Below are 26,358 nucleotides of genomic sequence, written 5' to 3'. Positions count from 1 at the left end.
GTGATCAAGGGCATGAGGAGCGCGACCGCGGCGGGGATGCTGCTAGGGGCGGCGATCGACGCCGTGGCGGGGGACCCGAGGCGAGGTCATCCCGTGGCCGTGTTCGGCAGTCGGGCGGCCACCCTAGAAAAGCGGATATATCGTGACTCGCGTCGCCGCGGGGTGGCCTTTACCGCGTTATGCGTCGGCACCGCCGCCGGCATCGGCGTCATCGCCGACCGGCTGACCCGCTCGCGCCCTGTCGCCCGGACGGTTATCACCGCCGCCGCCACCTGGGCCGTCCTCGGCGGGACTACCTTGGCCCGGGAGGGCGCGTACATGGCGCGCGCCCTTGAGGCCGGCGATCTCCCGGTCGCCCGCGAGCGGCTGCCGCACCTGTGTGGCCGTAATCCCGCCAATCTTGACGCCGGTGATCTCGCCAGGGCGACCGTCGAGTCCATCGGCGAGAACACCTCCGACGCCGTCGTCGCCCCGCTCTTCTGGGGCGCGGTCGCCGGGGTGCCCGGCCTGCTGGCCTATCGGGCGATCAACACGCTGGACGCCATGGTCGGCCACCGGTCGCCGCGCTACGAACGGTTCGGGTGGGCGTCGGCCCGGCTCGACGACGTGGCCAACTTCGTGCCTGCCCGGCTCACCGGCCTGCTGACCGTCGCCCTCGCGCCCGCCGTGGGCGGATCCCCGCGCCGCGCGTTGGCCATGCTCCGCCGCGATGGCCACCGTCACCCCAGCCCCAACTCCGGGCGGTGCGAGGCCGCCTTCGCGGGGGCCCTCGGCGTACGGCTCGGCGGCGCCAACGACTACGGCGGCCGGGTGGAGCACCGTCCCGAACTGGGCGACGGCCCGCGCCCCGCCGTCGCGGACATCCGCCGGTCCGTACGGCTGGCACGCGCGGTGTCGCTGTCGGCCGTGGCCCTGACGGTCACCGCCCGGATTCGCCGGGCATGGCCTTGCGCATGATCACGACCGGTATCGGCGCTGGTCCGATGCCCTTCGGGGAACCTCCGCATGATCACGCCCAGAGGAGGGGCAGGTCACGGGTGAGCTCTGGGAACCTGTGCATGATCACGCCTGAGGGGGGTTGGTAGCTTGGGGGTGTGGGCCGGGACAACCAGATCGTGCTTCTCTTCGACGGAGACTGTGCCTTCTGTCAGATGTGCGTCAATGTGGGGCGGAAGTCCCTGGCGTACATGCCCGGCGTGCGCGCCTGGCAGTTCGCCGATCTCGGGGCGCTCGGACTGACCCGAGGCGAGGCGGCGGCGTCGGTCCAGCTCGTCGGGCCGAATGGCCTGCACGCCTCGGGCGCTCGCGCCATCGCGGTCATGCTCTCCCTCCAGCCCAACCCCGGATGGCGTACGGCCGGCCGGATCATGCTCGTGCCCCCGGTGAGCTGGGTGGCCGAGACGGGCTACCGCCTTGTCTCCCGCTATCGGCACCGCCTCCCGGGAGCCCCCGGCACCACGGCCGTGTGACGCCCACCGATTGCCGGATGTGGGAAGGGAACGGGCGCCCAACTGTCCGATGATCGGTATATGCCGGGACGGCCCGCCGCAGGACCATGGCGGGCATGACAGCAGTAGTGGAGACCGAGGGACTCACCAAGTTCTACGGCACGCGGAAGGGCCTTGAGGACCTCACGCTGGACATCCAGCCGGGGGAGGTCTTCGGATACCTCGGTCCGAACGGCGCGGGGAAGACAACGACGATCAGGCTGCTCCTGGACGTCATCCGCCCCACGTCGGGCCGGGCCACCGTCCTCGGCGCGGACACGCGGGACTCCTCGGTCCGGGCCCGGATCGGGTACCTCCCTGGCGAGCTCGCCCTCGAAGGCCGGGAGCGAGCCCGCGACTACCTCACCTTCATGGCCGACGTCCGGGGCGGCGTGAGCCGGGCGCGGATCGACGAACTGGCCGAGCGGCTCGACGCCGACCTGTCGATCAGGATGGGCGAGCTCTCCAAGGGCAACAAGCAGAAGGTCGGCCTGATCCAGGCGTTCATGCACGAGCCGGAGCTGCTCATCCTCGACGAGCCGACGAGCGGCCTCGACCCTCTCGTCCAGCAGGAGTTCCTCGCGATGCTCCGGGAGGTGCGCACCTCCGGCCGGACCGTGCTCATGTCGTCGCACGTCCTCGCCGAGGTGGAGCACGTCGCCGACCGGGTGGGCATCGTGCGGGCGGGCCGGCTGGTCGCGGTGGAGGACGTCGCCGCCCTGCGCGAGCGGGCCGTACGCCATGTGGAGTTTCACTTCGACGCGCCCGTCCCCAAGGAGGCGTTCGAGGGGCTTCCCGGCGTCCGCGACCTGGTCGTGGACGGCGCGAGCCTCCGCTGCACGATCGACGGCCGCCCGGACGCGCTCATCAAGGCGGCGGCGAAGTTCACCGTGGTCCACATGGTCAGCGCCGAGCCCGACCTCGAAGAGATATTCCTGACCTACTACAGCGAGGAGGACGCCCACCATGCCCACGCTGGTGCGTAAGACCCTGCGCGAGTATCGCCGCGCCGTCATCGGCTGGTCCGCCGGGATCTCGGCGTTCCTCCTGCTCTACCTCTCGATCTACCCGAGCATCCGGGCGAATCCGGAGTTCTCCCAGCAGGCGGCCCTGTCGAAGTATCCGGGCGCGCTGAGGGACCTCATGGGCGGTCTGGCCGACATCGCGTCGGGAGAGGGCTACCTCCAGGCGGTGGCCTACCAGCTTCTCGTGCCGCTGCTGCTGATCATGTCCGCGGCGATCCTCGGCAACCGGGCGATCGCCGGTCCGGAGGAGAACGGGACGCTGGAGCTCACGCTGACGCTTCCCATCGACCGCAAGCGGCTCGTGCTGGAGCGCTGGCAGGCGCTGTTCCTCGGCCTGCTGGTCATCGCGGTCGTCACGCTGGCCGTGATCCTCGCAATGGCCGCCAAGAGCGACATGCGCGTGCCGGCGGGCCACATCGTCGCCGCCCACACGGGGCTGTTTCTTGTGGCGCTGTTCTTCGGCACGGTCGCGCTGACGGTCGGCGCGGCCACTGGCGGCAAGGGTCTCGCGCTGGCCGTCGCCGGGGGCTACGCGGTGGCCGGATATGTGATCGAGACCCTCGGCAAGAGCGTGGACGCGATCGCGTGGCTCCGCTGGCTTTCGCCGTTCCACTACTACCTGGACGGCAGGCCGGTCTTCTTGGGCTGGCCGGTGGGGGACTACCTTGTCCTGCTGGGCGCGACGGCCGTGCTGCTCCTGACGGCCGTGCTCGCCTTCGAGCGGCGTGACGTAGGGGTGTGATGGACAGCGTTCTCGCTCGCGTGAGCGAGGCGACCGGGGTGCCCGCCGACCTTCTCGGCGGGTACCTTTCCGTGCTGGCGGCCTCGGCCGCGACCGGCAGGCTGCCCGGCCGTTCCGACATGGACGATCTGAAGGAGTGCGGCGCCCTCGCGGCCGAGCGCGGCATCCCCCTCCGCGTGCTCGCCGACGCCTGCCTCCACGCGGCGGAGCTCACCGCGGGAGGAGCCTTCGCGGCTGTACGGCGGAGCATGGCGGCCTTCGCGGAGGGATACGAGGAGGCCCAGCTCACGGCCATCCGGAAGGAGGACGACGCCCGCCGCGAGTTCGTCGACGACCTGCTGCAGGGCCGGGCCGACGCCCGGCGGGCCGAGCACTTCGGCCTGCGGCTCGCCGAGGCCTACGTGGTGACCGTGGCCAGGATGACCACACCGCTGCCCATGGGAGACCCGCTGATCAGGACGATCGAGCAGGCTCTGGTCGCCCGGTTCGGCTCGCACAACGTCCTGGTGGCTGCCAGGGACGGCCTGCTTGTCTGCGCCTCCCCGGCGTCGCTGACCGCCGCCACCGGAGAGTTCACCCACCACGTCCGGTCGGCGCTGTCGTCCCAGGCATCGCGTCCCTCCTGGCGGATCGGCGTCGGGAGGCCGCACCACGGGCCCGGCGGCATCGTCACGTCCTATCGGGAGGCGTCGAACGCCATCGACCTCGGCGAGCGGCTGGGCCTCCGGGCCCAGGTGCTCAAGGCGGCCGACCTCCTGGTCTTCCCCGTGCTGCTCAGGGACAGGGGCGCGATCGTGGACCTCGTCTCCACGGTGCTCGGCCCCCTCACCGAGGCCCGCGGCGGGCCCGAGCCGCTGCTGGAGACGCTGGAGGCCGTCTTCGCGTCGCAGGGCAACCACACCGCGGCAGCCCGCAGGCTCGGGGTCAGCACCCGTGCGATCACCTACCGGCTGGAGCGGATCCGCAGGCTGACCGGGTTCTCGCCGGCCGACCCGACCCAGCGGTTCACCCTGGAGACGGCGGTGCTGGGGGCGCGGCTGCTCGACTGGCCGGCCCAGCCGCTGATCTGACTGTCTCCTGGCAAGGGTGGGTGATCGCGTAGTTAGGGCATCGGCGTGGCCTCTGTCCTACTATTCGAGCCGTGCTCACCCCTCTCCAGCTCGTCCGGCGTTCCATCGGGCTGCTCGTCGGGCTCGGCGCGTTCTCCTGCGCCCTGACCCTGCTCTATCTCGCGTCGAGCTCCGTCATGGGGATCGGCGGGAGCTGCGGGTCGGGCGGGCCGTACGTCATCGCGACGCCCTGCCCCACGGGGATCGCCTGGATCGTCCCGGTCTCGATCTTGGGTGGTCTGGTCGCGCTGGGCGTCTACGCGGCGAGCCTGCTTCCGGTCGGTCCCCGGCTCACCTCGCTGGCCTGGCCGGCGCTGTTCCTCAGCCTCGGCTACGCCTTCCTCGACTCCAGCCTCGACCCCGAGACGGGCGTCGACTGGAGCTTCATGGTCTGCGCCGTGCTGTTCATCCTCATGGGCGGCGTTCCGCTGCTCTTCCTGGCGAACCGGGGCACGTTCCGGCAGGTCTTCTGGGGTACGGCCCCGCCGCCGCCGGCTGTGAGCGGCCCGGGGCCGGGGAACGTCCGCTGGACCACCACGGTGGAGCTCCCCGGCGACCGGGACCGAAACCGAGACCGGGTCAGGAACCGCCCGCTCGCCCCGGTCACGCCGGAGCCCGCGGGCGGGTCCGGCCTCGTGGGCGAGCTCGAACGGCTGGCCGCACTGCACCGGGCCGGACAGCTCGACGACGCCGAGTATTCCGCCGCCAAGAAACGACTACTGAACGGCTCTCACTGATGGGGTCACGCCGATGAACGTCACCGCGGTCCGGGCGCTGTCGATCGCCCTTCACGTGATCGCCATCGCCGGCGGCATCTATCTCGGCGTGCTGATCTTCCACGCCGCCACGTAGGCGACATCAGGCCACGTAGGCCGCCCACGTAGCCCTACGGGATCAGCAGGAGCTTGCCGGTCGTCCGGCGGGACTCCAGGTCGTCGTGGGCCTGCCGTACGTCGGCCAGGGGGTAGCGCTGGGAGATGTGCACCTTCAGCGCGCCCGACGCCACCCAGCCGAGCAGGTCGCCCGCCCGGGAGAGAAGCTCCTCGCGCGTCGCGGCGTAGTGGCCGAGCGAGGGCCTCGTCAGGAACAGCGAGCCACCCGAGTTGAGCCGCTGGGGGTCGACGGGCGGGACCGGCCCGCTGGCCGCGCCGTACAGGACCATCATGCCGAGCGGGCGCAGCGACGCCAGCGAAGCGTCGAAGGTGGTGGCTCCGACGCCGTCGTACACCACGTGCGCGCCGGAGCCGGTCAGCTCCTTGACGCCCTCGGCGAAGTCGTCGTAGCCGAGCACCTCGTCGGCCCCGGCCTGGCGGGCCAGCTTCTCCTTCTCGGGCGTGGAGACCGTGCCGATCACCCGGGCGCCGCGCAGCTTGGCCATCTGCGTCAGCAGCAGCCCCACTCCGCCCGCGGCGGCGTGGACGAGCACGTCGTCCCCCGGCCGTATCGGATACGTCGAGTGCGAGAGGTAGTGGGCGGTGAGCCCCTGGAGCAGGACGGCGGCGGCCAGCTCGGGCGACAGCCCCTCGGGGAGGAGGATCACCTTGTCCGCCGGGACGACGGCCTTCTCGGCGTAGGAGCCGACCACGTTGACCCATCCGACCCGATCACCCGCGACGACGTCGGTCACCTCGGGGCCCACGGCCACCACCGTGCCCGCGCCTTCCCAGCCCGGGGTGAACGGCAGCGGCAGCGGGTAACGGCCCTCCCGGTGGTAGACGTCGGCGAAGTTGACCCCGCTCGCCGCCACGTCGATCAGGACCTCGCCCGGTCCGGGGACGGGATCCGGGCGCTCGACGTATTGCAGCACCGAGGAATCACCGTAGGAGGGGACGACGACCGCACGCATTGCGCAACTCCCTGTCTGAAGGCTCGCTGTCTGTCGTCCAACCGGCGGCCCGCACTCGTTGTTCCCGTTGCCCGGGGGATCAGCCGCGCCCCGACACCAGCAGGCGCAGCAGGGCCAGATCGACGCTCTCCAGGGACGGGACGCGGACTATCCCATCGGGCACGGGGACCACCCCGTCCCCCGGTACGGCTCCCGCCCCGCCCGCCACGATGACCGCGCACCCGGCGGCGCGGGCGGAGGCCACCCCGGCGGGGCTGTCCTCGATCGCCACGCAGCACGCCGGGTCGACGCCGAGCCTCCCGGCGGCGGTCAGGTAGGGGTCGGGCGCGGGCTTGTTCCTGGGGCTGTCCCCGGCCGCGACCGAGAGCCGGAACCCGCCGACCGTCTCCAGCACCATGTCGACGACCGACCGGGGCGACGCGCTCACCAGGGCCGCCGGGACGCCCGCCGCGCCCAGCGAGTCCAGCAGCGCGACGGCTCCCGGCAGGGTCGTCACCCCCGCCTCGACCCTGACGGTGAACGCCCGCGTGAGCATGCCCTCCACCTCACGCGGCCCCGCATCCTCCAGACCTCCGGCTCCGACGAGATACGCGGCGGCGTCCTCGACCGGGAGGCCGAACAGCGCCTCCCGGTCCGACGGCGTCAGCGCGAACCCGAGGCCCTGCGCCACTTCGGCGCAGGCATCCCACCACAGGCCCTCGGTGTCCACGACGGTGCCGTCCATGTCGAGCAGGACGGCGCCGAGACCGTCACACGTCATCGTCCGTGCTCGCCGGACGATGCAACCGAGACCAGCACCGGCCGCTCGACCAGGGCGACCCGTACGGCGGTGCCGGGCGCCAGCCGTACGGAATGGTGGCCGGGCACGTCGGCGAGGGCCTCGCTACCGTCGGGGAGCTGAACCCGCAGGCGGGCCGTCGAACCGCGGAACGAGGAGACCAGGACCTTCCCGTCGCCGTCCTCGTCGGGCGTGAGCAGCACCGCCTCCGGCCGGATCAGCACGTTCACGTCCGCCGAGTCCGGGACCGGGCCCTCCACGGGCAGCTCCTGCCCGAGGACCGTCACCTTGTCTCCCGAGACACGGCCGGGCAGGTGGTTCATCGTGCCGACGAACTCGGCCACGAACGGCGTCGCGGGCCGGTCGTACAGCGTGGCCGGGTCGGCGACCTGCTCCAGGCGGCCCGCGCGCAGCACGGCCACCCGGTCGGCGACCGACAGGGCCTCCTCCTGATCATGCGTCACGAAGATCGTCGTGATGCCGAGGGAGAGCTGGAGCCGGCGGATCTCCTCCCGGAGATTCACCCGGACCTTGGCGTCGAGGGCCGACAGCGGCTCGTCCAGCAGGAGCACCCGTGGCTCCAGCGCGAGCGCGCGGGCGAGCGCGACGCGCTGCTGCTGGCCACCGGAGAGCTGGTGCGGATACCGCTCGCCGATCGAGGGCAGGCCGACCAGCTCCAGCAGCTCCTGGGCGCGGGCGTGCCGCCTGGCCGTGGGCGCCTTGCGGACGCGGAGGCCGAAGGCCACGTTGTCCTTGACGTTCAGGTTGGGGAAGAGGCTGTAGGACTGGAAGACCATGCCCGCGTCGCGGCGGTTGGCGGGAACCCGCGTGATGTCCGACCCGTCGACCAGGATCTCGCCCTCGTCCGGGTGCTCGAATCCGGCCAGGCAACGCAGGGCGGTCGTCTTGCCGCACCCCGACGGGCCGAGCAGGGCGAGCAGCTCGCCGGGCTCGGCGGTCAGGTCCAGCCCGTCCAGCGCGACGGTGTTCCCGAACCGCCTGCGCAGCCCGCGGAACTCGACCCGGGCCCCGTTCATTTACCACTCCTTTGCCTTGCTCCGGCGGAGGACAGGGCGAGCAGCAGCAGCCAGGTGATCAGCAGGCTGAACACCGAGACGGCCACCGACACCTGGGCCTGCGAGCCGGAGATCGTGTAGATCCAGACGGGGAAGGTCTGGAAGCTGAGCAGCCGGGCGATCGTGAACTCTCCGAGCACGAGCGCCAGCGTGAGGAACGACGCGTTGGCCAGCGCCGCCCTCAGGTTGGGCACGATCACCCGGAGCAGCAGGTGCGGCCACGAGGCCCCGAGGTTCCTGGCGGCCTCGACGAGTGTGCGCGCGTCGATGGCGCTCAGCCCGGCGTCCAGCGCCCGGTAGACGAACGGCAGCGCCAGGACCACATACGTGAGCACCAGCACGACCGGGAAGTCGGGGTTCTGGATGGAGATGATCGTCTGGTAGAACGGCGTGCTAGCCAGGTAGTCGGGGCCCCACTGGAGGACCTTGCTGATCCCGGCGACGAACGTGATCGGGGGCACGACCAGGGGGAGCGTGCACACGACCTCCAGGATCGGCCGCAGCCTCGGCACGCTGAGCCGTACGGCCAGCATCGCGGGCAGCGTGAGGAGCAGGACCACCGCGATCGTGGCGACTCCGAGGCCGAGCGAGAGCAGGAGCGCGCGCCCGAAGCCCTCCGCCGAGAAGATCTGCCCGTAGGCGTCCAGTGTGACGCCCTTGCCGGGCGTCTTGACCGTGAACGCGAACGAGGCGATGAGCGGGACGAGGAAGTAGACCGCGGCGACCAGCAGGATCGCGCCGCGCCAGACCCTGATCCGGTGCGGACGGCCGGGCGCGGGTGTCGCCTTCGTGGCCGCCGGGAGGGTCTGCGGACTCAGCGCAGCCATCGGGCGCTCCTTCGCTGCAGCGGGAGGTAGACCGCCATGACCAGGCCCGCGACCACGATCATGTCGAGGCTGAGGGCCAGCGCGACGTTCTCGTGGCCGATGAGGACGTTGCCGGACAGCGCGTTGGCGATCTGCAGGGTGACCAGCGGGACGGCCGAGCCGACCATCGCCTGCGCCGTCGCGTAGGCCGCGAAGGAGCCGCCGAACAGCAGCACGACCCCGCCGAGCAGTGTCGGCGTGAGGACCGGGATCCCGACGTACCGCCAGAACTGCCAGGCGCTAGCGCCGTTGTTCTGGGCGGCCTCCCGCCACTGCGGGCGCAGGCCGTCTAGCGCCGGCACGACCACGAGGACCATCAGCGGGATGGAGAAGTACAGGTAGACGAGGGCGAGGCCCCAGAAGTTGTACAGGCTCCACCCCCGGGCGTCGAACCCGAGGGACGTGGTGATCACACCGGAGTTGCCCAGCGTGGCGATCCAGGCGAAGGCCAGGGGCACGCCGCCGAAGTTGGACAGCACGCCCGAGGCCGTCAGGACCGCCTCGCGCAGCGCCCGGAACCGGGAGGTCACCACGGCCTGCGCGAGGAACGTGCCGAGCACCGCGCCGACCACCGCGACCAGCGCCGAGAGCTTCACGCTCCCGAGCAGCGCGGTGAGGTAGGCGCCCTGCACCGACTCGGTGACGTTGGCCGTGCTGACCGCGCCGCCCCGGGTGAACGTCCCGCCGAGGATGACCACGAGCGGGACGCCGAACACGAGAGCGACGAAGGCCAGCAGCGGGACGGCCGCGAGCCAGCTCTTCGACCTGTTCTTCGACAGGGGTGCGTTGGCCACGGACGTCAGCCCGAGACCGCCGCGCCCCAGCCGCCGGCCAGGGTCTCCTTGGCCTTGTCGACCTGGGCGGGGGTGGGGAACGCCGGGGTGCCGTCCACCTTGGGAAGCTGGGCCACCAGCGCGGCGTCGGCGCTGCCGTCGGTCTGCATGGCGGGCAGGAGGACCGGGCGGGCGTAGCCCTTCAGCCACAGGTTCTGGCCCTCGGGGCTGTAGAGGAACTCCTCCCACAGGCGCGCGGCGGCCGGGTGGGGAGCCGACTTGTTGATCGCCTGAGAGTAGAAGTTGGCGTACTTGGCGTCGGTCGGGATGGCGACCTTCCAGTCGATGCCCTTGCCGGAGAACTCCTTGGCGTAGCTGGCCTGAAGGTAGTCCCAGTCGATGGTGATCGGCGTCTCGCCCTTCTCGACCGTGGCCGGGGTGGCCTCGACGGGGCTGAAGTTGCCGGCCTGCTTCATCTTCTTGAAGAACTCGATGCCGGGCTGGATGTCGTCGAACGAGCCCTGGTTGGCCAGCGACGCCGCGTAGACGCCCGCGAAGGCGGCTCCGGCCTTGGTCGGGTCGCCGTTCAGGGCGACCTTGCCCTTGTAGTCGGGCTTCAGCAGGTCGGCAAACGTCTCCGGGCAGACCTTGACCCGCTTGGCGTCACAGCCGATCGAGATGTAGCCGCCGTAGTCGTAGAACCACGCCCCGCCGGCATCCTTCTGGCCGTCGGGGATCTTGTCCCAGCTCTGCACCTTGTAGGGGGCGAACAGGCCCTCCTGGGCGCCGCTCAGCGCGAAGGCGCTGCCGAGGTCGAGCACGTCGGGGGCGCGGCCCTGGCCCTTCAGGGTCTTGACCGCGTTGATCTCGTCCGAGCTGGAGCCGTCGGGGTTGTCGCTGTTGACCTTGATCCCGTACTTGGCGGTGAACGCCTTGATGATCTCGCCGTAGTTGGCCCAGTCCGGCGGGAGGGCGATGACGTTGAGCGCGCCCTCCTTCTTGGCCGCCTCGACCAGCTTGTCCAGCCCGCCGAGGTCCTGCGCGGAGGTCGCCGTCGCCGCCTTGGAGCCGCCGTCGGAGCCGGAGGCGCCGGTTCCGGGCTTGGGGGCGGCGCCGCACGCGGCGATCATGGAGGTCGTTATGGTGAGGGCGGCCAACAGGCCGGCGGTACGTGTGGACAACGGTGCCTCCCACTGAGATATGTGGATCGAACCTAAGCGAACTTGTACAAACAAGCCAGACCAAGTAAGTCCCATATCGATGTCGGTCAAGTGAACAGAAGGGACCGCGGCGATGGCGCGTTATGAACAGATCGCGGGAGACCTGCGGGACGCCATCATCCGCGGGGACTATCCGATCGGCGCCCAACTCCCGTCGGAGGCTGAGCTGGCCGCGCGGTTCTCGGCCGCCAGGGGCACGGTCCGCCAGGCCGTGGCCGTGCTCGTCGCCGAGGGGCTCGTCGGGTCCCGGCAGGGCGCCCGGCGCATCGTGCTCGGCAGCGAGCGTAGCCAGAGCTTCGCCGAGCTGCACAGCTTCGCCCAGTGGGCGCGCTCCATGGGCTACCGGGCGAGCGGCGTCGTGCTCGCCTCCCAGCGCCGTCCCGCCACCTCCTCCGAGGCCGTACGGCTGGCCGTCGCCCCCGGCGACGAGGTCCTGTCCGTGCTGCGGCTCCGGCGGCTCGACGGCGAGCCCGTGCTGATCGAGCGGACCGTCTACGCCGGCTGGATCGCGCCGGCCGTGGAGAAGCTCGACCCGTCGTGCGAGTCCGTCACGCAGGAGCTCTACGAGTCGGTCGGCCTGGTCTTCGCGTACGGCGAGCACCTGATCGACGCCGTCGCGGCGGGCGCCGAGGAGGCGCGCCTGCTCGGAGTCCGCCGTGGCAGCCCTCTGCTCCGCCAGCGGCGCACCACGACCACCCAGGAGGGCCGCCCGGTCGAGTGCTCCGACGACCGCTACCGCGCCGGCAGCGTCACCTTCAGCATCCGGAACTCCACCTCGGCCAACTCCCTCGTCCGCCGCGCGGCCGAGTGAACTTGCGTTCGATCTTCTGGGAACGTATGTTCGAAGTAGCGGCAATTCTGCCCGATTGATTCGCCCGTCTTCCCCCGGGTGCCACGCAGCCACAGGGAGAAGACGTCTTGAGCAGACTTTACGGTGATCCGATCGAGGTGTGGGTCCGGGACGGTCAGCCTGCTCAGTTCGTCTGGCGGGACCGGCTCTACACCGTTCGCGAGATCCAGGACCACTGGGTGGTCGCCCGCGAGTGGTGGAAGACCACCGACGCCGACCCGGGAGAGCGGCGCTTCTGGCGGGTCGAGGCCGCCACGGGCAAGGAGATCGGCACCTACGAGGTGCGCTTCGACACCGCCGGCGATGGCTGGCTCCTGCTGAGGGCCTGGGATTGAGGGGCACTGGGCCGATGACCCCGTTCATGGCCGAGTCCATGGCCGCGTTCGCCCACCTCCACACGGCCTCCGCGTACTCGCTCCGGTACGGGACGGCGTTTCCCGGCGTGCTCGTCCGGCGGGCGGCCGAGCACGGCATGGACCGGCTCGCGCTGACCGACCGCGACGGCCTCTACGGAGCGATCAAGCACGTCCAGGCCTGCCACGACGAGGGCATCGCCCCCATCGTCGGCGTGGACCTCGCGCTCCAGGGGGACGAAACGCGGATCGTCGTGCTCGCCCGCTCCGACGGCTGGGCCGCCCTGTGCCGCCTCGTCACCGCCGCCCACCACGCCGGCGAGCGCGGCGAGCCGTACGTGACTCCCGGGATGGTCGCCGAGCACGCCTCCGGGCCCGGCGGGCTGGTGGTCATGCTCGGGCCGCGCTCGGGCGTCGGCCGGGCGATCGCCGAGCGGCGGGACGACCAGGCGCGCGCCCTGCTGACCGCCTGGCGCTCCGTGGTGCCCGACCTGGTCGTCGAGCTCGTCGACCACTACGGCTACCGCGACACGAACAACGCCACCCGCATGCTTGCCCTGGCCGACTCCCTGGGCGTGCCCGCCGTGCTGACCAACGCGGTCCGCTACCTCGACGCCGCCGACCACCAGATCGGCAACGTGCTCGACGCGGCGCGCAAGCTCGTGCCCCTCCACGCCCGGCACATCGAGCAGCCCACCGCCCACGCCTACCTCAAGGACGGCCGCGAGATGGCGCTGGTGGCCGCCCGCATCTGCGGCGGCGACCCCGACCGGGCCGGGCGGCTGCTCGCGGAGACGCGCCGCGTCGCGGACGACTGCGTGCTCGACCCCGTCGAGATCGTCCCGCTCCTGGACCCCGAGCGGCCGAAACTCCACCTCCCCGAGATAGGCGAGGACCCGGTCCCGCTGCTGCGGCACCGGTGCGAGGACGGGCTGATCGATCGCGGCATGGCCCGGTCAGACGACGCCAGGCGGCGCCTCGCCGACGAGCTGCGCGTCATCGAGAACAAGCGGCTGTCCGGGTATTTCATCGCCGTCGCCGGCATCACCGACATGATCCGCTCGATGGGCGTCCGCTGCGCCATCCGCGGGTCCGGAGCGGGCAGCCTGGTCAACTACCTCATCGGCGTCGGCGAGGTGAACCCGCTCGAACACGGCCTGCTGATGGAGCGCTTCCTGTCCGAGGGCCGCCGGGGCCTGCCCGACATCGACGTCGACGTGGAGTCGGCCCGCCGCCTCGACTGCTACCGCGCCATCCTCGGCCGGTACGGCGAGGCCCGGGTCGCCTGCGTCTCCATGATGGAGACCTACCGGGCCCGCAGCGCGCTCCGCGACGTGGGGGCGGCCATGGGCCTGCCGCCGCATGAGATCGACGTCATCGCCAAGGCGTTCCCGCACGTCCGGGCCAAGCAGATCAGGGCCGCGCTGTCCGACCTGCCCGAGCTGCGCGACAGCGGGCTGAACGACCGGTCGCTGCAGACGGTGTTCCGGCTCGCGGAGCGGCTCGACGGGCTGCCCCGGCACATCGCCCTCCACCCGTGCGGCGTCCTGATCGGCAACTCCACGCTCCGCGACCGCACGCCGGTGGAGCGCAGCCTGCTGGACTTCCCGATGTCGCAGTTCGACAAGGACGACGTCGAGGAGGCGGGCCTGCTCAAGCTCGACGTGCTCGGCGTGCGCATGCAGTCGGCGCTGGCCTACTCCATCAAGGAGATCGAGCGCGTCGACCACGAGAAGATCGACCTGGACGCCGTCCCCCACGACGACGAGGCCACCTACGACCTGATCCGCGCCAGCCGTACGCTCGGGTGCTTCCAGATCGAGTCGCCCGGCCAGCGGGAGCTGGTCGCCAAGCTCGAACCCCGCACGATGCACGACCTGATCGTGGACATCTCGCTCTTCCGGCCGGGCCCGGTCAACTCCGACATGGTCACGCCGTACCTGGAGGCCAGGCACGGCTTCCGCGAGCCGCGCTACCCGCACGAGAAGCTGCGGGACGCGCTCAGGGAGACCTACGGCGTGGTCGTCTTCCACGAGCAGGTCCTGAAGATCATCGATGTCATGACCGAATGCGGGCTCTCGGACGCCGAGAAGGCCCGCCGCACCCTCGGCACCCCCGAGGGCAGGGAGATCGTCAGGTCCTGGTTCGTGCCGCTCGCCAGGCGGAACGGCTTCGCCGGGGCCACGGTCGAGAACGCGTGGAAGGTGCTCGACGCGTTCGGCGGGTTCGGGTTCTGCAAGGCCCACGCGGCGGCGTTCGCGCTGCCCACCTACCAGTCGGCCTGGCTCAAGCGGCACCACGCCGCCGCGTTCTTCGCCGGCGTGCTCACCCACGAGCCCGGCATGTACCCCAACCGCGTGATCCTCGACGAGGCCCGCCAGTGCGGCGTCGACATCCTCCCGCTCGACGTCAACCGGTCCGGGACGGACTGGCTCGTCGAGAGGACGGGCCCGGCCGCTGCCGCCGCCCCCGCCGCCGGGCAGAGCCCGCCCGGCGGGCTCAGGATCGAGGAGATGGGGCGCGGGTACGGCCTGCGCGTGCCGTTCTCGGCCGTCAGGGGGGTGAGCCAGGCCGAGGTGAGCCGGATGGTCGCCGGCCAGCCGTACACCTCGATGGCCGACTTCTGGGACCGGGCCCGCCCGTCGCGCCCGGTCGCCGAGCGCATCGTGGAGGTCGGCGGGCTCGACGCGGTGTACGGCCTGCGCCCCGGCGAGCCGCGGTGGCGGCCGGGGAAGCTGACGAGGCGCGACCTGATCGCTCAGGTCGGCGCGCTCGACCGCGCCTCTGGTGTGGTCGGGAGCTCGGAGGCGGCCGTGCAGCTCCCCATGGGATTCACCGAGAGCGTCACGCCGGGGGAGCTGCCCGAGATGACCGAGGCCGAGGCGGTCGAGGCCGAGCTCTCGATCCTCGGCATGGACGTCAGCCGCCACGTGGTCCACTTCCACGACGACCTGCTCGACGCGATCGGCGTGATCCGCTCGAAGGACCTGCTCAAGCAGCGGAACGGCGCGGAGATCCTGGTCGCCGGGGTCAAGGTCGCCACCCAGACGCCCGCCGTACGCTCGGGCCAGCGGGTCATCTTCGCCACCCTCGACGACTCCACCGGCCCGATCGACCTCACGTTCTTCGAGTCGGTCCAGGCGCACACCGCGGCGACCGTCTTCGGATCATGGCTGCTGGTCGCCAGGGGAGTGGTCAGGCGGACCGGCGGGAGGGCCATCTCACTACGCGCCGTCCACTGCTGGAACCTGGTCGATCTCGACCGGGTGTGGCGCGCCCCCGGCGGGGGCATCGACGCCGTCCGCGCCATCCTTGACGAAGTGCCCGTCCCCGGGGCGGGCGTGGGCGGGCGTCCCATCCAGTACGGCAACGGCTTCCAGCTGTCGCCCTACTCCGACATCGGCCCTCCGCGCGACGACCACCGGCGACTCTGGCACGCCAGCTCGGGCAGCTCCGGCCCGACGACCGGCCGGTGAGGGGCCTGCCGGTGAGGGGCCTCGCTCAGGGCGGTCAGCTCCCGGACCGTGGCCGCGCAAAGGATCGCGGCGACGACCGTGGCCGCCAGGTCGGTCAGGCCGACGCCCGTCAGGTCCCTCCCCGAGTGCGCCGGCCGTACGAACACCAGGAACAGCGCCACCAGCCAGCTCAACCACCAGCACGTGAGGAGCACCAGCCAGCGCGCCCGGCTCCGGGCGTCCCGCGCCGGGCGTTCGCCGGCCAGCTCCCGCCACGCCCGGTCCACCAGAAGTGGCGGCACCACCAGGTTGACCCCCGGCACGAGCCACGCCGCGGCCAGCCCGAGCCCCGACCCGCTGTATTGGCCATGGGGAGCCTGCCGAAGGCGCCGGGACCAGACCACGTAGGCCACCGCGGCGGCGGCGGTCGTCGCGGCCACCGCCATCATCACGATCGCGAACACCGTCACCGCGCCGACCACCTGGCGCGCGCCCGGCGCGTGCGGATCCCCGCCGAACGCCGCGATCTGGTGAGCCAGCCGCCGGCCTCGGACCTCCTCGAACACCGCCAGCGCGCCCATCGAGACGGCCTGGGCCGTGAGGCACACGTACACGGCGACGGCCGCTCTGCTGACGGCGGACCTCACCGCGGGTGTCCCGGTTGATCGCCCCCTTGATCGTTCAGTTGATCGCACGGCTGACCGGAATGCCGACTGGAGTGCCGGCTCCGGTGCGGGTCTGGCGGCCGGCTTACCCACAGGCTTACCCGCGGCCTTGACCGCCGTCTCACCCACTGGCCTCACCGATGACGAGGTGGACCGCATGTGTATCTCCCCCCGGCATGCGCGTCGTCCTCCTCAGTCCTATCCCATCCGCGTTCCCCCTAATCAGGCGCATTCTATGGTTTACCTGTAGGGAAACTTGAAAGCAGTGCGGCGGTCGGCTACGGTCGTCCTCGTGGTCCGTAGCGCGCTCCTCACCTCCCGTGATCACATCGACCTGTGCCGGATGTCCAGCGCGCTCTGTCGTCCTTGAAGTCGTCCTTGATGTCGTCTTTGGAGTCGTCTCTGAAGTCCGCCGGCTGATCGACCACGACAGGAGCACGCCATGCGGGAGCGCAGGCTCACCCGCTTGACCCGCTTCGGCCGCTTGGCCCGCTTCGGCCGCTTGACCGGCGGCGCCGGTGCTGGCCGGCACGGCGATGCCGCCGCGCTAGGCGGCTTCACATGTTTTACCGGCTTCGCCCGCTTTCTTGGCTTTGCCCGGTGCCTGGCCCCGCGGGCGTCGCCGTTGACAAGGGCCCGCAGGCGCCCCCCGCCGCGGCGACCGGGTGATCGTGCTCCGCGAACGGGCCTTCCGTCATCGACCTGCCGGTGGAGATGGATCGGCCCTCCCCGAGTTCGTACGGCTCCGCCACCGGCTCCCCCGAATCCTGGAGTTGGCCCATGACCATCCGCATAGGCGTGCACAACCACAACCCGTCGCTGTTCTTCGTCTCGCGGCTCGACCATGTCCTCGATGAGCTGGGCGAGGCGGTGGAGCTGTACTTCTACTCCGACCCCACCCGGACGGGCCGCCTGCTGGCCGAGGGCTCCATCGACTTCGGCGGCACCGGCTCCGTCCCACCCCTGAATGCGCAGGCGGCCGGACTGCCGATCGTCTACGCCGCGGCCTCGGCCCCTCGCCCCGGCCATGGCGCCCTGGTGGTCGCGAAGGACGGCCCGGTGAGGTCTGTCTCCCAGCTCCGCGGACAGTCCGTCGCGTTCAGAGCAGGCTCCTGGCAGACGCACTTCCTGGCCAAGCTCCTGGCCCAGAACGGGCTCTCGTACCGGGACGTCTCGCCCCGGCCGGCCGGTCCCGAGGCGGGGGAGTGGCTGCGCTCCGGCGAGATCGCCGCCTGGGTCGCCGAGGGCGCCGATCTCGTCCGGGCCGAGCCCCGGACGCGTACTCTCGCCGGCACGGCGGGCGTCATCTCCAACCGCTCGGTCTTCTACACCCGACGCGACTACGCCGAGACCCGGCCCGAGACCGTCGCCGCCGCCGTGCGGGCGCTGCGCCAGGCCGACGCCTGGGCCCAGGCCAACCCCCGCGAGGCCGCCCACCTCACAGTCGAGGCAGTCGGCGGCTCGGTCGACGCCTGGGAGGAAGCGCTGAAGCGGCTGCCCTGGCGGCTGGAGCCGGTCTCGGACGAGTTCCTCGCCGAACAGCAGGAGGCAGCCGACGTCCTCTTCGCGAGCGGGTGCCTCATCGATCCTGTGAACGTGTCCGAGGCAGCCGCACCCTCCCTCGCTCCTTTCGTGACTGCCGTCCTGGTCGAAGCCACCACACCGTCCCAGGCGGCCGGACGCTCCCTCGCCCCCTTCGTGACCGCCTCGCTTTCTCCAGCCGCTTCCCAATCCGTCACAGTGCCGGGCCACCCCGCTGTCTGAGCCCGCCGCTTGGTGTGAGCCGCTGCGCTCTCCAAGGCCGTCGCACCGTCCGAGGCCATCGAGAGCGTCACATCGGCGAGAGGCAGCGACCGGCAAGAAGGCTGACGGCACGCGGGTTCCTATAGCCCAGCAACAAGCTGCGCCGTCATTCGCCGTCGACTCGCCCGCCGAGGAGACAGCCATCCTCCGCTGCTGGCACGACCCAGCCCCAGGGATGCAGCGGTGTCCGCCCTTGATCTCAGAAGGGCGGGATGTCCGCCTCCAGGTCTGATGAACAGGTCGTGGGTGGGTGCTGTCCATCGGGCGCTTGCTGGTCGCCGGGCCTGGGCTGGCTGCCGGGCGGTTGTTGAGGCTGCGTTTCTTCGAGCCACGGTGGGCCGTATTCCCAGGTTGATGGCAGCGGGAGGTCGTCCTCCAAAGCCGTGGCGACGGTCTCCGAGGTGGCCGGGATGATCGGTTCGGGCAGGCGTTCGATGATCGGCGGGGGTGTGACCGGGTAGCGGTGGCCGGTGCGGCTGATCCAGATCAGGTGGCCGGGTCGAGGTTGGATGACGCGCCAGCCGTGGTCGCGGAGGTCGTGGTCGTGTGCGCAGGCGGCGCCGAGGTTGCGGTCGGTGGTGGGCCCGCCGTGGCCGTGCTGGTGGGTGTGGTCGAGCTCGGACCGGGTGGCGGGCGCGCGGCAGCCGGGGTGGGTGCAGACGCGGTCGCGGATCTGTACCCACCGCCGCAACCCGGCCCTCGCGAACCGCCGCCGCTCATCCACACCATCAGGACGAGCATTCCCGCCCCGTACCGGACGCCCGCCCCAAGTTTGATCCTTCTCGCTCACGGCCTCGGCGGCCTGCGCCTGGCCGTCCTCGGTTGGAGGGCCGGCGGCCTCGACGGCCTCAGCACAGACGTCCTCGGCCCCGGCACGGGGGCCCGTGTTGATGCCTGTGTCCTTTTCGGCGTGGCTGTCCGTGTGGGCGCCGGTGGTGTGGCCGTCGGCGATGGCCTCGTCGAGTTGGCGGGTGATGTCGGTGATGACGCAGGCCCATCCGGCGCCGAGGGCGGCGAGGTCGGAGTGCCACTGGCGCAGCAGGGCGAGCGGGATCTGCAACTCGACGATGCCTCGCCGTCGCACCGACCCGCGCGCCGTCCGCACCGCCGCTCGCGCCTGTGATCGTTCCGCCGCTTGCTCCGATGCCCGTTCCGCTACTCGTCCAGCGGCTTGTTCCGATGCCGGTTCCGGAGCCCATTCAGCTCCCGGTTCCGTTGCCGGTTGTGCTGCCGGTGGCGGTTGCGGTCGTGGTGGTTGCTTTTGTGGTGGTTGCTGTCGTGGCGTCCGGGTTGGGGTCGTGGGGCGGCGGGGCCATCCGGCGGGCCGGTAGGAGGTGATCCCGGCGAACAGCAGTTGCCCGTCGTCGTCGCAGATCGCGAACCGCCATTCGCCGTTGATCTGGCGTTTGGCCAGGCGGCGGGCGAGCTGAGCGTGGATGGGCCCCCACCCGGCGAGCTCGGCGGGAAGGTCGTCCAGGTGCATCAGGGTGGAGACCCGCACCCGTACCTCCCCGGCCGCGAACCCCGCCCCACCCGACAGCAGGCCGGCCACCCCACCACCCTGCGCCGCCTTCGAGGCTGCAGCCTCACCGCCCCCGCCACCTGGCTGCTCCCCGCCGCCGAGGCCGCCCCCGTCCTGCGGGCCGCCGGGGCCGCCTCCGCTCCGCACGCCGCCGGGGCCGTCCGTACCGTCGGAGCCGTCGCCGTCGGCGTCGGCGTCGGCGTCGGCGGCCGTCGTGCCATCCCCGGCTCGCCTGCCACCGGCGGCTTCGGCGCTGTCCACGCCCCCTGTTCCGGCCCGGTCGTGAACGCCGTGCGAGCTGTGGGCGCCGGGGTCATCGGTGTGACGGGTCCGGGCCAGGGTGTGGGCGCCATCGGGACTGTCAGGGTTGTCGGGGTCCGCGGGCTCCTGAGGGTCGGCGTCGTCATTGGACCGGCCGTCGTGGGACTGGCCGTCGTGGGACTGGCCGTCGTGGGGCTGGTCGGCGTCGTGGGCGTTGTCGTGGGGCTGGCCGGCGTCGTGATCGTTGTCGTTGGGCCGGTCGTCGTAGGGCTGGGCGGCGTCGTCGTGTGGCTGGTTGTTGTCGTGGTTGTTGTCGTTGAGGTGGGGGTCGTAGTCGTCTTCGGTGTCGGTGGGATCCGGGTTGTGGGCTTTGGTGAGGAGGATGGCGGTGATGGCGTCGTCGTCGAGCCCGGTCAGGGTGCCGTCGAGCAGGCCGAGGAAGACGTCGGTGCGGATGTGGTCGATCGGGGCGTGCAGGCCGGCGCGTTTGGCCTGCTGGGCGATGGCGTCCACCCGGGCGATGGCGGCGGCCGCCTGATCCACGGGCAGTTGGTGGCCGGTGATGGTCGCGGTGCCGTCGGCGTGCCGCATCCCTTCGAGGCGGCGGCGTTGCAGCGCCCGCTCATACTTGCGCCGCGCCCACTGCGGGTCGGCGGCCACCAGCAGCGTCTTGATCTTGTCTTTCAGCTGGCTGGTCGTGCATGCCCCCGCCTTCGGGAGCAGGTGGCCGGCCACCGCGTGGGCGAGGGGGTCGGGGACGCCTTCCAGCCAGTCGTGGAAGACCAGGGCGCGGGCTTTGTCGATGGTCCCGGCCGCCAGGGCGTGGCGGACGGGAGCCAGGCGGGTGGACAGGTCATAGGCGAAGACGTATTCACGCTCGGCGGCGCGGCGGGTCAATACCAGCGCGGCGCGGATTTCGTCGGCGGAGTATTTGTCCGGGCGGGGCATTTTCTTCATGTCGCCCGGGGACGGTTCATACAGGCCGACTTCGGCCATGACGGCGGCTTTGCGGGCTTGGACGTGGGCTTCGAGGCGGGCGTAGGCTTGCAGCACGAGCACGGCGTCGTAGCCGCTCAACCGGGCGATATCCAGCCCGTCCAGCACGGCGGCGAGCCCGGGGCCGGGCGTCATCCGCGCGAGCCCTTCGGGGATTTGCTGCCGTTCGACAATCACACGGTAAAACTACCAACCACCACCGACAAAAACGCTGGTTCGGGAGGCGGTGGAAAGAAGAGAAACGCACGAACCGATGGCGTTCACGGACTTGTTCCGGGGAGGTCCGAGGTTTGTGATACCGCCAACCTCCCGGATACACGGATATTTCATGGTATATAGGGAATGAGGGCCGCCGATTTCTGCCACTTCCACAACTCTTATGGGGAGATGTGAACGACACGCGAAACGGCCAGCGACATGACGACTGGGTGGGTGGCTGCCAGGGGGTTCACTTGAGATCGGCGGGTGCGAGGGTGGGCCACGCTGGCGGGCCGATGTCCAGCGGTCGGCGATGACCGGCGGGGCAAGAGCAGCCTGTGACTGGCGACCTGCGAGGACATGCCGGCGGCTGGCGACCCGCGACGACCGACTGGCGGCCGGCGCCCACCGACCGGTGATTGGTGACCAACGGCCGGTGACCGGTGACTGGCGACCTGCGAGGACAGGCCGGTGACCGGCGGCCCGCGACTACCCCGGCCGGTGATTGGTGACCAGTGGCCGGTGGCCCGCCAGGACAGACCGGTGGCCGGCGACGAGCGAGCCGGTGACCGGCGACCCCACGACGAGCGGCCGGTGGTGGCTAACCGAGGACGAGGTCGCGGATGGCTTTTAGAGTCGGCTCGTCGCGGGGGCCCATGACGAGCAGGTTCGTGACGGGGCTCTTGCGCCAGAGCTCGAGCCGTTCGCGGATGCGCCCGATGGGGCCGACCAGGGAGATGCCGTCGGCCAGTTCGTCCGGGATGGCGGCGAAGGCCTCGTCTTTGCGCCCGGCCAGATAGAGCGCCTGGATTTTCTCGGCGTCCTCCGCGTAGCCCATCCGGCCGACGATGTCCGCGTGGAAATTGCGGGTCTTGGCCCCCATACCGCCGATGTAGAGCGTGAGCATCATCTTCGCCACGTTCAGCGCGGCCGGGACGTCGTCGGTGACCAGCACCATGACCATGGCGGCGATGTCGAAGCCGGGCGCCGCGCCCGACAGGGCCTCGCCGTACATCGTCTCGATCTTCTCGGGAAAGGCGAACAGCGGGAGCCAGCCCTGGGCGATCTCGGCGGCGAGCGCGACGTTCTTCGGCCCCTCCGCGCCGAGATAGAGCGGAATGTCCGTCCTGAGCGGGTGGGTGATCAGCTTGAGCGGCTTGCCGAGGCTGTCCGGGAGCGGCAGGGGGTAGTGCGGGCCGGGGCTGGTCACGGGCTCCTCGCGGCGCCAGACCTTCCGCATGATCTCGACGTACTCGCGGGTCCTGGCCAGTGGCCGGGCGAACGGCTGGCCGTACCAGCCCTCGACGACCTGGGGCCCGGACGCGCCCACGCCGAGGAGCAGGCGCCCGCCGGTGAGGTGGTCCAGCGTCATCGCGGTCATCGCGGTGGTGACCGGGGGTCTCGCGGACAGTTGCGCGACGCTGGTGCCGAGTTTGATGGTCTTCGTCCGCGCGCCGTACCAGGCGAGCGGGGTGAAGGCGTCGCTGCCGTAGGCCTCGGCCGTCCACACCGACTCGTAGCCGAGCCGTTCGGCCGCCTGAACCAGTTCGGTGGCGTCGTCGGGGTTCCGCTGCCAATAGCCGAGGTTCAGCCCGAGTCTCAAGTCATCAGCCACACCCCCAAGTAGAACAGGTTCTAGCAAACCTCGCCAGACCTCAGTCCGGGGGATAGGCGCGGGCGAGGTGGACGGCGACGGCCGAGACGGCGGTGGCGGCGTCGCCGTCCCTGATCGCGGCGTAGATCCTGCGGTGGTCGGCTTGCAGGTCACGGGTGTCGCCCAGCCGTACGACGGCGTCGATGGCGAAACGCTGCACGGAGTCGCGCAGCGCCCGCATGATCGCGGAGGTGAGCCGGTTGCCGGACGCCTCCACGATGGCGACGTGGAAGGCGATGTCGTGCTCGACGAACTCCTCGGGGCCGCTGGGGTCGTCCATGGCGGCGAGGGCGCGGGCCATCTCGTCGAGCCCGGTACGCGAGCGGGCCGCGTGCCCGGCCGCCCACTGCTCGATCATCAGCCGAGTGTCGATCACCTCCCGCATGGACAGCGTGGCCAGGCCGAGGTTGAGCCGCAGCAGGCCGGTGAGCGCGCCGCCGGGCCGCGAGGTCAGTACGGCTCCCGCGTCGGGACCCCGGCCCACCTGGGACGACACCACACCGAGGGTCTCCAGCACGCGCAGGGCCTCGCGGACGGACGAGCGGCTCACCTGGAGTTGTTCGGCGAGTTGGCGCTCCCCCGGGAGGCGGTCGCCGACGGTGAGCCCGTCGGCCGCGATCCATCCCTCGATCCGGGCGAGGACCTCCTCGAACGCCCGGGGGCGAGGCCGGCCGGAGGCTCTCCGCCGTACGGTGCCGGGCTCGGGCCGGTCATCGACGGTCATGACTGGGCCTCCTCGGCTCCCGTGGTGCGGATGGCGACGTTCGATGTATGGTCTGACCATATTTGGTCTGACCATACACGCGGGAGGGCACGTGCGGGTCGCCCTGTTCATCACCTGTGTCAACGACACACTCTTTCCCGGCACCGGGCGGGCGGTCGTGACGCTGCTCCGGCGGCTCGGCGTGGACGTCGAGTTCCCCGAGGCGCAAACGTGCTGCGGGCAGATGCACGTCAACACCGGCTACCGCGACGAGGGCGTACGGCTGGCACGGCACTTCGTGGACGTCTTCCGGGACTACGACGCGGTCGTGGTCCCGTCCGGCTCGTGCGCCGCGATGGTCCGCGAGCAGTACCCCCGGCTGGCCGGGAGCGGTGCCGCCGGCGTGGTGGCGGGTAAGGCGGGCGGGGGCGGTGCCGGGGCTGGGCGCGCGAGCGGCTTCGCGGCGGCGGCGGCCGAGACGACGCCCAAGGTCTACGACCTGTCCGAGTTCCTGATCGACGTGCTGGGTGTGACCGATGTGGGGGCATATTTCCCGCACCGGGTGACATATCACCCGACGTGTCACTCGCTTCGCGGCCTTCACCTGGGAGACCGGCCCACAAGACTGCTTCAGCAGGTCAGGGGGCTTGAGCTCGTCCCACTGCCGGGCGCCGAGGAGTGCTGCGGCTTCGGTGGCACCTTTGCCGTCAAAAATCCGGATATATCGGCGGCGATGTGCGCGGACAAGGTCCGCAACGTCCTCGACACCGGCGCCGAGGTGCTCTGCGCGGCCGACAACTCGTGCCTGATGCACATCGGCGGCACCCTCCACCGGCAGAAGACGGGCATCCGGGTCATGCACCTCGCCGAGATCCTCGCCTCCACCGAGCACCGGCAGGGAGGCTCCCGATGAGCCGCACGTTTCTCGGAATGCCCGGGATCGCCTCTCCCGGCAAGAGCGGGCAGACCTTCCCCGGCAACGCCGCGAGAGCCGTACAGAACTCGCAGCTCAGGTTCAACCTGCGCAAGGCGACGCGGACGATCCGGGCCAGGCGGGCGAGCGTCGTGAACGAGCTTCCCGACTGGGCGGAGCTCCGCCAGGCGGGCAAGGCGATCAAGGATCACACGCTCCGGAACCTCGACACGTACCTCATCCAGCTTGAAGAGGCCGTGACGAAGGCCGGCGGGCACGTCCACTGGGCCGCCGACGCGGACGAGGCCAACCGGATCGTCGCCGGGCTCGTCAAGGCGACCGGCGAGACCGAGGTCGTCAAGGTCAAGTCGATGGCCACCCAGGAGATCGGGCTCAACGAGGCCCTCCTCGAGGAGGGCATCACCGCGTACGAGACGGACCTGGCCGAGCTGATCGTGCAGCTCGGGGACGACTGGCCCTCGCACATCCTGGTCCCCGCGATCCACCGCAACAGGTCGGAGATCCGGGAGATCTTCGCGGACAACATGTCCGGCTGGGGCCGCCCCGCGCCGGACGACCTCACGGACGACCCCGCCGCGCTGGCCGAGGCCGCCCGGCTCCACCTGCGGGAACGCTTCCTCGCCAGCAAGGTCGCGATCTCCGGGGCCAACTTCATGATCGCCGAAACCGGCACGCTGGTCGTCCTGGAGTCCGAGGGCAACGGCCGGATGTGCCTGACCCTCCCCGAGACGCTGATCAGCGTCGTCGGGATCGAGAAGCTGCTGCCCACATGGCGCGATCTGGAGGTGTTCCTGCAGCTTCTGCCGAGGAGCTCGACCGGCGAGCGGATGAACCCCTACACCTCGATGTGGACCGGAGCGACCGAAGGCCAGGACTTCCACCTCGTCCTGCTCGACAACGGGCGGACGGGCGTTCTGGCCGACGAGGTGGGACGGCAGGCGCTGCGCTGCATCCGCTGCTCGGCGTGCCTCAACGTCTGCCCGGTGTACGAGCGCGCGGGCGGCCACGCGTACGGCTCGGTCTATCCCGGGCCGATCGGGGCGATTCTGACGCCGCTGCTGCGCGGCATGGAGACGGAACTCGACCGCTCCCTCCCGTACGCCTCCTCGCTGTGCGGGGCCTGCTACGAGGTCTGCCCGGTGGCCATCGACATCCCGTCGGTGCTGGTGGAGCTGCGCGCCAGGGCCCGTCACCCGTGGACGGAGCGCGCCGGGATGGCGGCAGCCGGGTGGGTCTTCAACCGGTCGGGACGGCTCGCCCGCCTCCAGCGGATCGGCGGCCAGATGCGCACGATGGTGCCCAAGCGGCTGCCCGGTCCCCTCTCGGGCTGGACGGACACCCGCGACCTCCCGAGAGTCCCCAAGGAGTCGTTCCGGGACTGGTGGAACCGCACGGACGGAGGCTCCCGATGAGCTCACGCGACCTGATCCTTGCCCGCGTCCGCGCCGCCGTCGCGGGCGTCCCCGACGTCGAGGTGCCCCGCGCCTATCGCGGTACGGCCTCCGCCGCCGCAGGGGCCGAAGGGCTCGTGGAGCTCTTCGCGGAGCGGGTCCGGGACTACAAGGCCGTCGTCCACGTCGTGGCGGAGCCGGAGGTCCCGGCGCTCGTCGCCCGGTCGGTGGCCGAGCGACCCGCCCGGCGGCTGGCCGTGCCCGGCGGCTTCCCGGCCTCGTGGCTGGAGCAGTCGGAGATCGACCAGGTCACCGACGAGCCCAGGCTCGGCGCGGCCGATCTGGACGCGGTGGACGGCGTCCTCACCACGTGCGCGCTGGCGATCGCGGAGACCGGGACGATCGTGCTCGACGCCGGGCCGGGGCAGGGACGGCGGGCTCTGACGCTCGTGCCGGACTACCACCTGTGCCTCGTGCGGGCGGACCAGATCGTCGCGGGCGTGCCGGACGCCGTCGCCCGGCTCGACCCGGTGAGGCCGCTGACCTGGATCAGCGGCCCCTCCGCCACGAGCGACATCGAGCTCAACCGGGTCGAGGGCGTCCACGGCCCCCGCACGCTCGAGGTCGTGATCGTGGTCTGAGCCGGGCGCC

24 protein-coding genes are annotated in these 26,358 nt (G+C 71.2%); 14 read left to right on the top strand and 10 right to left on the bottom strand.

Going from position 1 to position 26,358, the window contains the following annotated elements:
- Positions 1 to 12 precede the first annotated feature (12 nt).
- The 6 genes from N5079_RS27080 (at position 13) to N5079_RS27055 (ending at position 5,100) form a co-directional block, all read left to right on the top strand.
- The gene (locus tag N5079_RS27080; RefSeq protein ID WP_261586952.1) at positions 13 to 957 is read left to right on the top strand and encodes a cobalamin biosynthesis protein; all 945 of its coding nucleotides are present in this window, start codon (positions 13 to 15) and stop codon (positions 955 to 957) included.
- A gap of 137 nt (positions 958 to 1,094) precedes the next feature.
- A complete protein-coding gene (locus N5079_RS27075) occupies positions 1,095 to 1,469 on the top strand; it encodes a thiol-disulfide oxidoreductase DCC family protein (protein ID WP_315967890.1) in 375 nt (124 codons plus the stop codon).
- Between the two features lie 95 nt (positions 1,470 to 1,564).
- Entirely contained in the window at positions 1,565 to 2,473 is a 909-nt protein-coding gene (locus N5079_RS27070) for an ABC transporter ATP-binding protein (RefSeq protein WP_261586951.1), read from the top strand.
- Positions 2,454 to 3,254: an ABC transporter permease gene (locus N5079_RS27065; RefSeq protein WP_261586950.1), complete on the top strand. Its 801-nt coding sequence runs from the start codon at positions 2,454 to 2,456 to the stop codon at positions 3,252 to 3,254. The genes N5079_RS27070 and N5079_RS27065 overlap by 20 nt, the downstream gene beginning before the upstream one ends.
- Before the next feature lie 20 nt (positions 3,255 to 3,274).
- Positions 3,275 to 4,324 (top strand): PucR family transcriptional regulator, encoded by a 1,050-nt coding sequence (locus N5079_RS27060; protein WP_261586949.1) that lies wholly within the window; start codon positions 3,275 to 3,277, stop codon positions 4,322 to 4,324.
- A 71-nt stretch (positions 4,325 to 4,395) separates the two neighbouring features.
- Positions 4,396 to 5,100: an SHOCT domain-containing protein gene (locus N5079_RS27055; protein ID WP_261586947.1), complete on the top strand. Its 705-nt coding sequence runs from the start codon at positions 4,396 to 4,398 to the stop codon at positions 5,098 to 5,100.
- 149 nt (positions 5,101 to 5,249) lie between these two features.
- Here N5079_RS27055 and N5079_RS27050 read toward each other — a convergent pair whose 3' ends face one another.
- The 6 genes from N5079_RS27050 to N5079_RS27025 all read right to left on the bottom strand — a co-directional run bounded on the left by N5079_RS27050 (position 5,250) and on the right by N5079_RS27025 (position 10,883).
- A complete protein-coding gene (locus N5079_RS27050) occupies positions 5,250 to 6,209 on the bottom strand; it encodes a quinone oxidoreductase family protein (RefSeq protein WP_261586946.1) in 960 nt (319 codons plus the stop codon).
- 79 nt (positions 6,210 to 6,288) lie between these two features.
- Positions 6,289 to 6,969, bottom strand: a complete 681-nt coding sequence (locus N5079_RS27045; RefSeq protein ID WP_261586945.1) for an HAD family hydrolase — start codon at positions 6,967 to 6,969, stop codon at positions 6,289 to 6,291.
- Positions 6,966 to 8,024: an ABC transporter ATP-binding protein gene (locus N5079_RS27040; protein WP_261586944.1), complete on the bottom strand. Its 1,059-nt coding sequence runs from the start codon at positions 8,022 to 8,024 to the stop codon at positions 6,966 to 6,968. The genes N5079_RS27045 and N5079_RS27040 overlap by 4 nt, the downstream gene beginning before the upstream one ends.
- Positions 8,021 to 8,890 (bottom strand): ABC transporter permease, encoded by an 870-nt coding sequence (locus N5079_RS27035; RefSeq protein WP_261586943.1) that lies wholly within the window; start codon positions 8,888 to 8,890, stop codon positions 8,021 to 8,023. The genes N5079_RS27040 and N5079_RS27035 overlap by 4 nt, the downstream gene beginning before the upstream one ends.
- Positions 8,878 to 9,723 (bottom strand): ABC transporter permease, encoded by an 846-nt coding sequence (locus tag N5079_RS27030; protein WP_261586942.1) that lies wholly within the window; start codon positions 9,721 to 9,723, stop codon positions 8,878 to 8,880. The genes N5079_RS27035 and N5079_RS27030 overlap by 13 nt, the downstream gene beginning before the upstream one ends.
- Positions 9,724 to 9,728: 5 nt before the next feature.
- Positions 9,729 to 10,883 carry an ABC transporter substrate-binding protein gene (locus tag N5079_RS27025; protein WP_261586941.1) on the bottom strand — a complete coding sequence of 385 codons (1,155 nt, stop codon included), beginning with the start codon at positions 10,881 to 10,883 and terminating at the stop codon, positions 9,729 to 9,731.
- Positions 10,884 to 10,995: 112 nt separating this feature from the next.
- Here N5079_RS27025 and N5079_RS27020 point away from each other — a divergent pair, with 112 nt between their 5' ends.
- From N5079_RS27020 to N5079_RS27010, 3 genes are all read left to right on the top strand, one after another.
- A complete protein-coding gene (locus tag N5079_RS27020) occupies positions 10,996 to 11,733 on the top strand; it encodes a GntR family transcriptional regulator (RefSeq protein ID WP_261586939.1) in 738 nt (245 codons plus the stop codon).
- Positions 11,734 to 11,840: 107 nt separating this feature from the next.
- Complete coding sequence (locus N5079_RS27015; RefSeq protein ID WP_261586938.1) at positions 11,841 to 12,107, top strand: DUF6504 family protein; 267 nt, start codon at positions 11,841 to 11,843, stop codon at positions 12,105 to 12,107.
- A gap of 14 nt (positions 12,108 to 12,121) precedes the next feature.
- Positions 12,122 to 15,601, top strand: coding sequence for a DNA polymerase III subunit alpha (locus N5079_RS27010; protein ID WP_261586937.1), 3,480 nt, complete (start codon positions 12,122 to 12,124; stop codon positions 15,599 to 15,601).
- On the opposite strand, the gene N5079_RS27005 is transcribed toward N5079_RS27010, so the two are convergent.
- Positions 15,514 to 16,227: a DUF4328 domain-containing protein gene (locus N5079_RS27005; protein ID WP_261586936.1), complete on the bottom strand. Its 714-nt coding sequence runs from the start codon at positions 16,225 to 16,227 to the stop codon at positions 15,514 to 15,516. The genes N5079_RS27010 and N5079_RS27005 overlap by 88 nt on opposite strands.
- A gap of 283 nt (positions 16,228 to 16,510) precedes the next feature.
- Between N5079_RS27005 and N5079_RS35640 the strand changes: the two genes are divergently transcribed.
- A complete protein-coding gene (locus N5079_RS35640; protein ID WP_410007833.1) occupies positions 16,511 to 16,615 on the top strand; it encodes a putative leader peptide in 105 nt (34 codons plus the stop codon).
- A 410-nt stretch (positions 16,616 to 17,025) separates the two neighbouring features.
- Positions 17,026 to 18,009: an ABC transporter substrate-binding protein gene (locus N5079_RS27000; protein WP_261586935.1), complete on the top strand. Its 984-nt coding sequence runs from the start codon at positions 17,026 to 17,028 to the stop codon at positions 18,007 to 18,009.
- Between the two features lie 238 nt (positions 18,010 to 18,247).
- On the opposite strand, the gene N5079_RS26995 is transcribed toward N5079_RS27000, so the two are convergent.
- The 3 genes from N5079_RS26995 to N5079_RS26985 form a co-directional block, all read right to left on the bottom strand.
- Entirely contained in the window at positions 18,248 to 21,004 is a 2,757-nt protein-coding gene (locus N5079_RS26995) for an HNH endonuclease signature motif containing protein (protein ID WP_261586934.1), read from the bottom strand.
- A 622-nt stretch (positions 21,005 to 21,626) separates the two neighbouring features.
- Positions 21,627 to 22,640: an LLM class F420-dependent oxidoreductase gene (locus N5079_RS26990; protein WP_261586933.1), complete on the bottom strand. Its 1,014-nt coding sequence runs from the start codon at positions 22,638 to 22,640 to the stop codon at positions 21,627 to 21,629.
- Positions 22,641 to 22,680: 40 nt separating this feature from the next.
- The gene (locus N5079_RS26985) at positions 22,681 to 23,403 is read right to left on the bottom strand and encodes a FadR/GntR family transcriptional regulator (RefSeq protein WP_261586932.1); all 723 of its coding nucleotides are present in this window, start codon (positions 23,401 to 23,403) and stop codon (positions 22,681 to 22,683) included.
- A 91-nt stretch (positions 23,404 to 23,494) separates the two neighbouring features.
- On the opposite strand from N5079_RS26985, the gene N5079_RS26980 reads away from it, so the two are divergent.
- Genes N5079_RS26980 through N5079_RS26970 form a run of 3 tightly spaced genes read left to right on the top strand, consistent with a single transcriptional unit; the run spans position 23,495 to position 26,348 of the window.
- Positions 23,495 to 24,295, top strand: coding sequence for a (Fe-S)-binding protein (locus N5079_RS26980; RefSeq protein WP_261586931.1), 801 nt, complete (start codon positions 23,495 to 23,497; stop codon positions 24,293 to 24,295).
- Positions 24,292 to 25,728: a lactate utilization protein B gene (locus tag N5079_RS26975; protein ID WP_410007832.1), complete on the top strand. Its 1,437-nt coding sequence runs from the start codon at positions 24,292 to 24,294 to the stop codon at positions 25,726 to 25,728. The genes N5079_RS26980 and N5079_RS26975 overlap by 4 nt, the downstream gene beginning before the upstream one ends.
- Positions 25,725 to 26,348, top strand: a complete 624-nt coding sequence (locus tag N5079_RS26970) for a lactate utilization protein C (protein WP_261586930.1) — start codon at positions 25,725 to 25,727, stop codon at positions 26,346 to 26,348. Before N5079_RS26975 ends, N5079_RS26970 begins: the two co-directional genes overlap by 4 nt.
- Positions 26,349 to 26,358: the final 10 nt, after the last annotated feature.

The organism is Planotetraspora sp. A-T 1434, assembly GCF_025420585.1.
Taxonomy (GTDB): Bacteria; Actinomycetota; Actinomycetes; order Streptosporangiales; family Streptosporangiaceae; genus JAOEGB01.
This window is presented reverse-complemented; position numbering and strand designations above follow the sequence as displayed.